The 12,180-nt window shown below is 39.3% G+C and carries 10 protein-coding genes and 1 other annotated feature; of the genes, 2 read left to right on the forward strand and 8 right to left on the reverse strand.

The features are described from left to right. Nucleotides 1-5: 5 nt before the first annotated feature. The 8 genes from mecA to DUK53_RS13490 all read right to left on the reverse strand — a co-directional run bounded on the left by mecA (nucleotide 6) and on the right by DUK53_RS13490 (nucleotide 9,950). Entirely contained in the window at nucleotides 6-659 is a 654-nt protein-coding gene (mecA, locus tag DUK53_RS13455; RefSeq protein WP_036094822.1) for an adaptor protein MecA, read from the reverse strand. A 297-nt stretch (nucleotides 660-956) separates the two neighbouring features. Beyond that, entirely contained in the window at nucleotides 957-1,352 is a 396-nt protein-coding gene (gene spxA, locus DUK53_RS13460; protein WP_036059428.1) for a transcriptional regulator SpxA, read from the reverse strand. A gap of 317 nt (nucleotides 1,353-1,669) precedes the next feature. Next, nucleotides 1,670-2,635, reverse strand: a complete 966-nt coding sequence (locus DUK53_RS13465) for an ABC transporter ATP-binding protein (protein WP_036094821.1) — start codon at nucleotides 2,633-2,635, stop codon at nucleotides 1,670-1,672. Continuing rightward, nucleotides 2,628-3,707, reverse strand: coding sequence for an ABC transporter ATP-binding protein (locus DUK53_RS13470; RefSeq protein ID WP_036094819.1), 1,080 nt, complete (start codon nucleotides 3,705-3,707; stop codon nucleotides 2,628-2,630). Before DUK53_RS13470 ends, DUK53_RS13465 begins: the two co-directional genes overlap by 8 nt. A gap of 17 nt (nucleotides 3,708-3,724) precedes the next feature. Beyond that, nucleotides 3,725-4,744, reverse strand: coding sequence for an oligopeptide ABC transporter permease (gene opp3C / locus DUK53_RS13475; RefSeq protein ID WP_036094818.1), 1,020 nt, complete (start codon nucleotides 4,742-4,744; stop codon nucleotides 3,725-3,727). A 2-nt stretch (nucleotides 4,745-4,746) separates the two neighbouring features. After that, complete coding sequence (opp3b, locus tag DUK53_RS13480; RefSeq protein ID WP_036094817.1) at nucleotides 4,747-5,673, reverse strand: oligopeptide ABC transporter permease; 927 nt, start codon at nucleotides 5,671-5,673, stop codon at nucleotides 4,747-4,749. A gap of 331 nt (nucleotides 5,674-6,004) precedes the next feature. Continuing rightward, nucleotides 6,005-7,672, reverse strand: a complete 1,668-nt coding sequence (locus tag DUK53_RS13485; protein ID WP_036133643.1) for a peptide ABC transporter substrate-binding protein — start codon at nucleotides 7,670-7,672, stop codon at nucleotides 6,005-6,007. A gap of 619 nt (nucleotides 7,673-8,291) precedes the next feature. After that, nucleotides 8,292-9,950 (reverse strand): peptide ABC transporter substrate-binding protein, encoded by a 1,659-nt coding sequence (locus DUK53_RS13490; protein ID WP_036094815.1) that lies wholly within the window; start codon nucleotides 9,948-9,950, stop codon nucleotides 8,292-8,294. A gap of 244 nt (nucleotides 9,951-10,194) precedes the next feature. Here DUK53_RS13490 and DUK53_RS13495 point away from each other — a divergent pair, with 244 nt between their 5' ends. Together DUK53_RS13495 and trpS are read left to right on the forward strand one after the other, a co-directional pair. Beyond that, nucleotides 10,195-10,545 (forward strand): DUF3899 domain-containing protein, encoded by a 351-nt coding sequence (locus tag DUK53_RS13495; RefSeq protein ID WP_036094814.1) that lies wholly within the window; start codon nucleotides 10,195-10,197, stop codon nucleotides 10,543-10,545. A gap of 48 nt (nucleotides 10,546-10,593) precedes the next feature. Continuing rightward, nucleotides 10,594-10,974 (forward strand) — a binding site (T-box leader). Nucleotides 10,975-11,026: 52 nt separating this feature from the next. Then, nucleotides 11,027-12,028, forward strand: a complete 1,002-nt coding sequence (gene trpS, locus DUK53_RS13500; RefSeq protein WP_036094813.1) for a tryptophan--tRNA ligase — start codon at nucleotides 11,027-11,029, stop codon at nucleotides 12,026-12,028. Nucleotides 12,029-12,180 lie beyond the last annotated feature (152 nt).

The following is a 12,180-nucleotide window of genomic DNA, read 5'->3' on the forward strand; positions in this document are numbered from 1 at the left end:
CTTTTTTAGTTAAAATATTTCTTTACTTGTGGCAAGGCAGGGTCATCAAAAATAACTTTGGCATATTCATCAAGGACATACCCCGTTAAATTCGTTTCATCGCCATACTCTAATAAAATACTGACTACATTGTCAATGTTTTTTTCATCAAATTTCGCTTCAGGAAACTCCACATAAAGATAATAGTTATCTTTATAGTGGTACAGTTTCGTTGATAACTGATCAAGCCCAGTCGCTTTAGACAAGGTAATCAAGTCCTCAAATTCGCGGAACTGCAAAATAAATTCTAACGTATCATCATCCCCGCCCTCCGTAATCTTGGCAGGGGTAAAATGTTCTTCTAGCAGTTTCTCAATACGTTCCTCGGCTAGCTCATCGGCTTGATCCATGTTAATCTCAAAGCCAGATTCACCTTTACCTAGGTTAGCCTTCGTAACTAGCACTTCTAAACCGTGCTTCAAAGCCTGTACCTGAATCCAGAGTGGTCCATCAGGAGAGAACTCGTCTTCATACTTAAGTTCGTCCATCATATCCCAGAAAAGCTCCTCGCTCTTCTCACGGTCATACCAAATTTCTTCATGATTAAAACCGCGTTCTTCCAAATCCATATAAGAGATATAAAACTTTATGGTATTCTCATTAATACGTTCAATTTCCATCGTCACACACTCTCCCTTCCATCTTCAACATTGACAATGAAGGGTAATTCATTTGTTGTTAGTATCATTGTAGCCTAATTCAAAAAAAAGGGCTAATAATTGATTTCGCTAAAAGCCACTATTTGATTGAAGAATACTATCTTAGCCTATATTTACCCAGAATTCAAGAGTAGAAACTCCCAATTCCCTCAAAAAAGCCTATATTTATAAAAAAATTATGATAATAATCCATGAAAACCCTAATCTGCTCCAAAAAAACTACCAATACCTAAAAAAGCATTGGTAGTCCAAATAAGATTAATTAACCAGTTTTTGAGCTTCACGCAATTGATACGTCCGAACGCGACGTGGTAGGAAACGACGAATTTCATCTTCGTTATAGCCTACTTGCAAACGCTTCTCGTCAATAATAATTGGGCGACGTAGCAAACCTGGATTTTTTTGGATTAGTTCAAACAATTCTTGAAGCGGTAAACTATCTAAATCCACATTTAATTTTTGGAATGTCTTAGAACGTGTGGAAATAATCTCATCCGTACCATCCTCTGTCATTCGTAAAATTTCTTTAATTTCGCCTAAACTTAGTGGCTCCGAGAAAATGTTTCTCTCTTTGTACGGGATATCATGTTCCTCTAGCCATGCACGAGCCTTACGACAAGACGTGCAACTTGGTGAAGTGTATAACGTTACCATTAGACATTCACACTCCTTATTGGTTTATTGTTTCATTCAATGTAACGAATTTCCTAACAATATATCTATTGGAAACGATCTCTTTTAAGACCTACTTTCATTATACACCAAAATAGCAAAAAGCAACACACTATTTCAAAAAAAGTTATCCAACTCACACAGATTGAAAGTTGCTCGTTATATGTATGTTACCCTTACTATACCGCTTTAAAACTAGAATCCGATGAAAATATAAGCCTTTACATGAGAATTTGATGAGAATTTTGTTAGAATGCCATTGGAAAAGCCACCCCGAAAACCAGGATGGCTCCAAATTATTATTCGACAGTTGCAGCAGCATCGGCAGTCAACTTGGCATGTTTCTCCTGATAAGTTGCTACTTCTTCAGGGGAACAATACACAAAATGTCCTGGCGCGATTTCACGCATCTGTAAATCTTCATTTCCTGTATAATTATGAATCGCTGGATCGTATGTTTTACGGATACGAGTGCGCTCATAGTTAGGATCAGGTAGTGGAATCGCAGAAAGTAATGATTCCGTATACGCATGTAATGGTGCGCGATATAAGTCGTCAGCTGGTGCCAATTCCACCAATTTACCGAAATACATAACGCCGATACGATCACTAATATATTTAACCATCGACAAATCATGCGCGATAAACAGATATGTCAGGCCTTTTTCTTTTTGCAATTGTTTTAGTAGATTGACGACTTGTGCTTGAATCGAAACGTCCAAGGCAGAAATCGGCTCATCGGCAATGATGAATTCTGGTTGTACAGCAAGCGCACGAGCAATCCCGATACGTTGACGTTGACCACCAGAGAATTCATGTGGATAACGACCAGCGTGTTCCTTGCTCAAACCAACCGTCTCCAGCAATTCATAGACTTGATTCGTAAGCTCAGATGGTGTTTTTGCCAAGCCGTGAATACGAATACCCTCTGCAATAATATCCTTGACTTTCATACGCGGATTTAACGATGCATATGGATCTTGGAAAATCATTTGCATTTTGCGGCGGAACTCATGCATTTCTGTCCGTGATTTACGACCATGTACATTGACACCATCGTAAAGCACTTCGCCATCGGTTGCGTCATATAGACGGATAATCGTACGCCCAGTTGTCGATTTACCACAACCAGACTCGCCTACAAGACCAAGCGTTTCCCCTTTATAGATGTCAAAAGAAATACCATCTACAGCGCGGACTTCGCTTGCTTTACCTTTATTAAAATATTGCTTTAAATTCTTAATTTCGAGTAGTTTTTCAGCCATCTACTTCAACCCCCTTCGCGTGAACAGCTTGCATACCGGGATGATCCGTTGCAAATTGCTCTTGACGACGTAATACGGCATCAGGAGGCGTAACCTCTGGTGCATCAGGATGCAATAACCAAGTGGCTGCATAATGCGTGTCAGAGACTTTATACATCGGTGGTTCTTGTTCTAAATCGATTTGCATCGCGTATCTATTACGAGCCGCAAAAGCGTCCCCTTTTGGAGGATCAAGCAAATCAGGAGGCGTACCAGGAATAACAAACAGTTCTTCCTCTTCCGTATCCAACGTTGGCATCGAACTAATAAGTCCCCACGTGTACGGATGTTGCGGATTGTAGAAAATCTCATCCACAGTTCCGATTTCAACAATTTTACCGCCATACATAACGGCTACACGATCCGCCACATTCGCTACAACACCAAGGTCATGTGTAATGAAGATAATCGACGTATCAATCTTCTTCTGCAAATCTTTCATCAAGTCCAAAATTTGCGCTTGAATCGTAACATCGAGGGCCGTTGTTGGCTCATCGGCAATCAGGATTTGCGGATTACAAGCAAGCGAAATCGCGATAACAACACGTTGACGCATACCACCCGAAAACTGATGCGGATATTGTTTTAAACGTTCTTCTGCATTTGGAATACCAACCAATTGAAGCAACCGAAGCGCTGTTTTCAAGGCCTCTTTTTTACCGATTTTTTGGTGTTTGATGATCGGTTCTGCAATTTGTTTGCCGATGGTCATTGTTGGATTTAATGAGGTCATCGGATCTTGGAAAATCATCGAAATTTCTTTACCACGAATTTTTTGCATTTGTTTTTCAGATGCTTTCGCGATATCTATACCGTTAAATAGGATTTCTCCTGATTTAATTTTGGAGTTGCTTTCAGGCAATAGGCGCATGATGGACTTTGTCGTTACGGATTTACCCGAACCAGACTCACCAACGATGGCTAACGTCTCGCCTTTAATAAGATCAAAGCTCACGCCACGAATTGCTTTTACTTCACCAGCATACGTATGAAACGAGATATGCAGGTCTTTTACTTCTAATAGTTTTTCCATTTTTCCTCACCTCACCTTTAATCACGCATTTTCGGATCAAACGCATCACGTAAGCCGTCAGCAATTAAGTTAAATGCAATCATGATAATACATAGTACGAGCGTTGGATAAAGAACCATATATGGCAATACTTGTAGCGTCTTGTACCCTTCACTGATAAGCGTTCCAAGCGATGCCTGTGGTGCAGGAATACCTAATCCGATAAATCCTAAGAAGGCCTCGAAGAAAATCGCACTTGGAATACTAAACATAACGTTGATGATAATAACACCCGATACGTTGGGTAGCAAATGCTTGAATAAAATACTCGGCGTCGAACCACCAAGCGTTTTAGAAGCTAAGACAAACTCTTGATCTTTCAATTTCAAAACTTGTCCACGTACAACCCGAGCCATCGTTATCCAACTAGTCATCGCGATTGCAATGATAATGGACATGATACCGGGATCGAGGACGAGCAACATGAGGATAACTACAACTAAGTTTGGAATCGCCGAAGCAACTTCCAAAATACGTTGCATGAAGTTATCAACACGACCACCAGAATAACCAGAGATCATACCGTACGTTACTCCGACAAGTAAGTCAAAGAATGCCGCTACAAAACCGATAAATAGTGATATTTGCGTACCTTTCCACACACGTGTAAATTGGTCACGGCCAAGTGTATCCGTCCCAAACCAATAGTACGTTCCTTCAGGTACATTTTTTTGTTTATAAACATCTACTTCTTCCCCACCGATGTTTTGCTTACCATTCCAAAATGGCATATTATCAAAACCTTGAACTTTAGGTGGTAGTGAGGCATTAGACGTTGTTTGTTCTGAGTACGTGTATCCAGAAATAAGCGGTCCAACAAAAGCCATGATGACAACAAGCGCCAACACGATAATACTCACTAATGCGGCTTTATTCTTTCTGATACGAATCCAAGAATCTTGCATAAATGTCAGACTTGGACGGAGAATTTTCTCATGTTCTGATTCTTGTATATGCGCGGGTTGGAATAATTCTTTTGAAATTTTTGGTTCTGTCATAATTATTTACCTCCCGACACACGGATACGAGGGTCAATCAATCCGTAAAGAATATCTACCACTAGAATAACGAAAACAAGCATACCTGCGAAAAGTAGCGTAGTTCCCATGATTACAGGATAGTCATTGGTTTGTATAGATGAAACAAACTGGCTTCCGATACCTGGAATACCAAAGATATTTTCAATAACAAGTGAACCAGTCATCAAGGCCACAGTTAATGGACCGATAACAGTAATAAGTGGAATCAGTGCATTACGAATCGCATGTTTCCAAGCAACTTCCACACGGTTATTCCCTTTCGCTTTTGCAAGCAACACATAATCCGAACCAAATACATCGATAAGCTCTGTCCTCATAAAACGAGCCGCTGTGGCGAGTGGGAACATGGCGAGCGCGAGTGCTGGCAGTATGGTGTATTCAAAGGTTCCCCATCCAGCCACTGGTAACCATTGTAGTTTGGCACCAATCCAATATTGTAGCATGGCGGCGAATACGAAAGATGGTATCGATTTCCCTAGTATCGCAATAAACGTACTGGTGTAATCCGGCCACTTATTCTGGAACATGGCCGCTATAACCCCTAGTATAATACCGAATAGTAGCCCGAAAACAATGGCTTCCACGGCGATTGTAATCGATGGGCCAATCAGATTTCCTAGTATTTCAGATACAGGTCGATTATCCAATTGGAAGGATACCCCTAGATTCCCCTGTAATAAGTCTCCCATGTAGCGAAGATATTGCACTGGTACTGGATCATTTAGTCCATACTGGTCGTTCATAATCTGAATTTGTTCTGGCGTCATTTTAGCTTCGTTTCTATACGGTGAACCTGGTAGATATTGCATTAAAATGAATGTCACCGTTGCAATAATAAACATTGTAATAACCATATATAAGAGCCGTTTCAATCCATATTTAATCATCTCTACACCCCCCGAAAAATTTATTTTGTAGAATATTTTCTTATTTTATCATAAGCCTGCAACCATAGCGAGCTTTGTTTTCTCAATTCATTGTTTTTTTAATTTCTCGAATCCACTTTGGTTATAAAAGAACACTCTTTGAAAACCAAAATACATCAAGTTATCTAAAAATTCATTGTGATTATTCTAAACGCAAACATAATAAACTGAAATTTCAGCGTGGTTATCACTTGGATATGTACGCATCCTAATTCATCATTAAAAGAGAGAGTATATAGAATATACTCTCTCAGGTTACAGTCAAGCATTTCTTAAATCGATATGCGTTTACTTATTTTCCGTCAATATACGTTGTTTTGAACGTATAGTCTGGACCAAACGCATTTTTTTGTAGATCTTTCACGTATGGTTGTTGCAAGAATGCTTTCGCACGTTGGTAAAGTGGTTGAATAGCATAATCTTCTTCAATTAGAATTGGTTCAGCTTTAAGCATTTCATCCCAACGAGCTTGTGTATCACCAGCAAGTGGTCCTGCTGCTTGGTCGATAATTTTATCGTAAGCGGCATTTGAATAGCTCATTCTGTTTTGTGTGTTACCAGTTCTGAACAAGTTCAAGAATGTTGATGGATCTTGATAATCAGGACCCCAAGCGCTTAGAGAGAAGTCATAATCTTGTTTTTGGTCATTCGCTAAACGGATTTTGAATGGTACGTTTTTAAGTGTTACTTTAAGACCTGATAGGTTTTTCTCCCATTGGTTTTGTAAGAATTCACTTGATTTCTTCGCATTTTCAGTATCATCACTTGTAAACTCAAGGTTTAGAGAAGTAACGCCTAGCTCTTTCAAGCCTTGTGTCCATGCTTTTTTCGCTTCGTCTAAGTTATAAACGCCAACATCGCCAACTTCATCACGATAGTCTTTGTTATCTTTAGGATCGAATGTGAATTTCTTAGGAACTAAACCGTTTGCTGGGATAGAACCATTTTGTAGTACTGTATCCACGTAGCTTTGTTTATCAACAGATAATGCCAATGCTTTACGGATGTTTTTATTCGCTAATGGTGTTTTCTTACCATTACGTTCTTGGTTAAATTTAATGTAGAATACAGAAGATTCTTCTTCTACAGCATAGTCGTCTTTATTTTTGTTTTGTACAGCGTATTCAGCCGATAGTAACGCCTTGTCTAGTTTGTTCGTGTTGTATAAGTTAACGCTAGTTCCAGGATCTTGTACTACTTGTACGTTGATTTTATCAAGTTTTACTTTGTCTTTGTCCCAATATTTATCGTTTGGTACGAAAGCCCAAGTTTTTCCTGTTCCATTCCAATCTGTTAATTTGAATGGTCCATTGTAAAGGATGCTATCGCTATCTAAAGCGTATTTGTCACCTTTACTTTCAACAAACTTTTGGTTAAGCGGGAAGAATGTTGGGAATGCTAGTAATGAATCGAAGTAAGCTGCTGGTTGAACCAGTGTTACTTCTAGTGTATTATCGTCGACTGCTTTAATGCCTAATTCAGAAGGTTTTTTCTCACCTTTAATGATCTCAGAAGCATTTTGAACTAATCCATCAAATAAGTAGGAATAAGTTGCTGCTGTTTTTGGATCAACGGCACGTTGCCATGAATACACATAATCTTGTGCTGTCACTGGGTCACCGTTAGACCATGTTGCATCATCACGTAGTTTGAATGTATAAACTTTTTTGTCGTCGCTTACTGTTGCTTTCTCAGTAGCGCCTGCAGGTTGTGCTACACCATCTTTATCAAGTGCGTACAGACCTTCGTTTGTTTGGTTAATTACGTTTAATCCAACTGCATCATCTGCTTTTGTACTATCCGCTGATGGGATAAGAGCTGACTCCATCAAGTTTAATTCTTGCTTGGAATCCTTTGAGCCTCCACTAGATTTGGAATCGCTTCCGCCTCCACATGCTGCCAGTACTAAGCTTAGTACTAATGTTAATCCTAAAACTAAAAACAATTTAGATTTTTTCATTAGTAAACCTCCCTTTTTTATTTTTCAGAAAAATCATTTCGATTACTATTATACTCTAAAAATTTAAGCTTTGTAAATTATTTTTTCGAAATACACGAAAACAAGGATGAAAGTTATAAGTTATTGCAAAATTTCCGCAAGATAACCCAATTAGCCTATTGCAACGCTTTTCTTGCATGTACTTGAGCGAATGAGATTATTTAGCTAAACTATCTTACAATTTACTCTTCCCTTTTATTAAGTTTTCTGAATAAATAAATCGATTAAAATAATATCCCCCAAAGCTTCACTGTTTCAAACACACTATGTACTCGAAAACAATTTTAATTTTGAAAGTATAAATCACTCGAAAAGCAATCCACTAATATTTAGTAGGATTATATTTATTTATATACTTTTTTTCGTCATCTGTCTACATAAATACACTAAAAAATAAATAAACTTTTAAAAAAACTTTACAAACCCTTAATATATGCCGTTTCTAGCAATTTCTCTAATGACAGAAAATTTCACTAGCTTTGTTAGATATTCGGGCTATTTAGGATTTCATTTCCAGTTTTAATATAGAAGAAAGGCACCCCAAAATTGAATTCGGAGCGCGCTTTCTGTCTGCTTTACTTTATTTAATATCGATCCATTGATACGAATATGGTGCACCGAATAAATGCGTCACGAATCCTGTCATCTTCGGATTTTGCAATGCTGCTACACCGTTTTGGTAAAGTGGTGCGATTGCTGTGTCTTGTTCGATAAGGATTTTTTCGGCTTGAAGTAGTACATTCCAGCGTTCTTCTGGTTTTGTTGCTAGTGTTGTTGCTGCTTCTTTTAACAGTTTGTCATACTCTGGGTTGGAGTAGCTAGAACGGTTGTAGCTGCTTGTTGTTTCGAATACGCCTAGGAATGTGGATGGATCTTGGTAGTCTGGGCCCCAACGTGCTAGTTGTAATTCATATTGTTGTGTCTCATCCAATTTCAAACGTGATTTGTATGGGACTGTTTTAATGTTGATTTTTAGTCCGTCTAGATTTGTTTCTAATTCATTTTGGATGTACTCAGCCATTTTCTTGCTGAACTCTTGGTCATCGCCTAGGAATTCAATCGTGATGTTATCTTGACCAAGTTCTTGTTTTGCTTTTTTCCAGTATTCTTGTGCTTTGGCTTTGTCGTATGTTACTAAATCGCCATTTTCTTTACGGAAGTCTTCTTTCGTTACTGGATTGAATGTGAATTTCGATGGTACTAGTCCGTCGATTGGTTCGGAACCATTGGCAAGGACTGTGTCTACCATTGTTTCTTTATTAATAACAGTGGCAATCGCTTTACGAACATTTTCATTCGCAAAAATAGTCGCTTTGCCATCTAGTTTTTGATTAAATTTCAAGAAATATACAAATGCATCTAAACTTGATGTGAAGTCTGCATCGTTTTGTTTTTGTTTCGCGTAGTCACCAGAAAGTGTTGCGCGGTCTAGTTTGCCTGTTGTGTAAAGGTTAACAGCGCTTCCTGGATCTTTGATAACTTGTAGATTGATTTTGTCTAGCTTGATGTCGCCTTTGTTCCAATATTTGCTGTTTTTCTCGTAAGACCATGATTTGCTTGTGTTTGTCCAGCCTTTCATCGTGAATGGGCCGTTGTAAATCATGTGGTCGCTATCTTTTGCATAGTCAGCGCCTTGTTTCTCAACATATTCCTCGTTTTGCGGATAGAATGTTGGGAATGTTAGGAGCGAATGGAAATATGGAACGGGTTGCTCTAGCGTTACTTCAAGCGTTGTGTCGTCAATTGCTTTCACGCCTAGTTCTTCGGGCTTCATTTCGCCGGCTGTTATTTTAGCAGCATTTTTTACTACGCCACTGAAAATGACAGCGTACTCTGCAGCCGTTTTTGGATCTACTATTTTTCTCCATGAATATACGAAATCATTGGCTGTCACGGGCGTGCCGTCTGACCATTTAGCATCGTCGCGCAGTTTGATTGTGTATACAGTTTGGTCATCATTGATTTGTGGATCTTCTTTTGCAACGCCGGGCTGTACTTGATCGTCTTTATCCAGGTAGTACAAACCTTCGAAAACAGTGTTTTGAGCCGTAAAACTTACACCGTCTGTTCCTTTTTTAGAGTCCATCGATGGAATTTCAGCGGATTCCATTAGATTAACCGTCTTCTTGCCTGACGTGCTGACATCGTCTTTTGTGCTATCGCCGCCTCCACATGCCACAAGTACTGCGGACATAATTGTTAGCATCAATAGTAATACCCAACTTTTTTTCAACTTCATAACTTAATCCTCTCCCTCTTTAGAGTGTAGAATCACTATATACTATTTTTTCAGAAAAATAAAGTAGTTTTTATAAATTTGATTACTTTTATTTTTGTACATAAATGCAAATACCTTGCGCGCGTTGGTCTTTTGACGTGTTAAAGTAATATAATTTTTATTCTAAATATCACTGGACTGGATGGTCATTTGACAGTTTTTATGATAGAGTTAGAGTAGAATTTTTGATGGGAAGGTGACATATTTGCTCAAGCGTGTAATCATTTTTGCAGTTATTCAGGAGATTTTGATATTCTTTCTGATGCTTTCTTTTTACTGGAATATCTCGCTACTTTACTATATAAATGTTTCCTTTATCGTGGCAGCAATTGTATTTGTAGTAGGTCTAATACTTTATGTGATGCAGTCTGGTTTCTTTGATTTAATACATACCGGCATGCGCAAAATTACGAGGAGAATGCGTCGGGAAGAGGAAAGTGAATTCGCGGATGTGCCGTTGTCTGAATTGATGAATGTCGGCTATGTGAGTCTCTTGCTCAGTTCGCTGGCAGTGCTTGCAACGAGCTTTATTGCACTCGCGATTTACTACAGTTAAGACATTGACGCGGTGTTTATTCCTTGGTATTATGGAGTTATATAATTGAAATGTGTTAGCAAAGAAAATAGTATGGCTGGGTAACGTTTTTTAGAGAGTCTGTGGTTGGTGGAAACAGATAGCGACCTTGCTTGAATGGGTTCTTTGGCATCATTTGTGAATATGGAAGTAGCAAATGACGGGTTAGACCGTTAACTCTGGTTAAAAAATCATATATTCTTGTTGGAAGCTATAGATTGCGCTTTACACAAATCGAGCGAAAGCGTTTGTATTCTGGGAGTTTGGTGGAACCCGGAAGCGGAGTGTACGACTGTACATGAGAACCGGAAGTCCGCCAAACTCCCAGAATGCGAGCGCTTGTCGCCGATTTATTCGGATTGTAGAGCTAGCTTATTAGGGTGGTACCGCGGATATACGTTCGTCCCTATTTTTTACGATTGGGATGGGCGTTTTTTTGTTGATTATGGAGGAGGAAATTAGGATGAAAAAGACCATTTTTTCAGGGATTCAACCGAGTGGGGATTTAACTTTAGGGAACTATATCGGGGCTTTGAAGCAGTTTGGACAGTTTCAGGAGGATTATAACTGTTTTTATTGTATCGTGGATGAGCATGCGATTACGGTTCCGCAAGACCGCTTGAAGTTACGCCAAAGCATTCGTAATCTTGCTGCGCTTTATTTGGCGGTTGGGCTTGATCCAGAGAAGTCAACGTTATTTATTCAATCGGAGGTTCCGGCACATGCGCAGGCGGCTTGGATTTTGCAATGTAATGTGTATATTGGTGAATTGGAGCGGATGACGCAGTTTAAGGATAAATCGACTGGTAAAGCTGGTGTGAGCGCTGGGCTGTTGACTTATCCGCCTTTGATGGCTGCGGATATTTTGCTGTATCAAACGGATTTGGTGCCGGTTGGCGATGATCAGAAGCAACATATTGAGTTGACGCGCGATTTGGCGGAGCGTTTTAATAAGAAAAATGAGGATGCGGATGTATTCGTTGTTCCGGATATTTATGTACCTGAGCAAGGCGCGCGCGTGATGGCGCTGCAAGATCCGACGCGCAAAATGAGTAAATCGGATGATAATAAAAAGAATGCGATTTTCTTGTTGGACCCGCCGAATGTGATTACGAAAAAAATTAAGAGTGCCGTGACGGATTCTTCTGGTATTGTTCAGTTTGATAAAGAGAACAAGCCTGGCATTTCGAACTTATTGGCGATTTATTCTGCGATGACTGGCGAATCAGTGAAGGCGCTTGAGGCCAAATATGAGGGCAAAGGTTATGGTGATTTCAAATCGGATCTTGCCGAGGTTGTTGTGAATGAATTAGCTCCGATTCAAGAGCGTTACGAGCATTTCTTGAAGTCTCCTGAGCTCGATGACATTTTAGATCACGGTGCTGAAAAAGCGGCTCGTGTGGCTAATAAAACGTTAAAGAAAATGGAAAATGCGATTGGACTTGGTCGTAAAAGAAGAAAATAAGTAAAAAAATCCTGTCATGCCTTTTTGATGTGCACCCCAAAAGTTAGACCAAAAATCTAACGTTTGGGGTGTTTTGCTGTGGCAAAATATGATGTATCATTTAAACTGCATGTGGTTCGAGAATATTTAGAAGGAAAACAAAGTTATGCTGA

It is taken from the genome of Listeria sp. SHR_NRA_18, assembly GCF_003856515.1.
Taxonomy (GTDB): Bacteria; Bacillota; Bacilli; order Lactobacillales; family Listeriaceae; genus Listeria_A; species Listeria_A newyorkensis.

Excerpts from the sequence above, each read along its gene's own strand:
- DUK53_RS13485 (WP_036133643.1), bottom strand. The coding sequence starts at position 7,672 with ATGAAAAAATCTAAATTGTTTTTAGTTTTAGGATTAACATTAGTACTA.
- DUK53_RS13465 (WP_036094821.1), bottom strand. The coding sequence starts at position 2,635 with ATGGCTGAAAAACTACTCGAAATTAAGAATTTAAAGCAATATTTTAAT.
- opp3C (WP_036094818.1), bottom strand. The coding sequence starts at position 4,744 with ATGACAGAACCAAAAATTTCAAAAGAATTATTCCAACCCGCGCATATA.
- opp3b (WP_036094817.1), bottom strand. The coding sequence starts at position 5,673 with ATGATTAAATATGGATTGAAACGGCTCTTATATATGGTTATTACAATG.
- DUK53_RS13490 (WP_036094815.1), bottom strand. The coding sequence starts at position 9,950 with ATGAAGTTGAAAAAAAGTTGGGTATTACTATTGATGCTAACAATTATG.
- mecA (WP_036094822.1), bottom strand. The coding sequence starts at position 659 with ATGGAAATTGAACGTATTAATGAGAATACCATAAAGTTTTATATCTCT.
- trpS (WP_036094813.1), top strand. The coding sequence starts at position 11,027 with ATGAAAAAGACCATTTTTTCAGGGATTCAACCGAGTGGGGATTTAACT.
- DUK53_RS13470 (WP_036094819.1), bottom strand. The coding sequence starts at position 3,707 with ATGGAAAAACTATTAGAAGTAAAAGACCTGCATATCTCGTTTCATACG.
- spxA (WP_036059428.1), bottom strand. The coding sequence starts at position 1,352 with ATGGTAACGTTATACACTTCACCAAGTTGCACGTCTTGTCGTAAGGCT.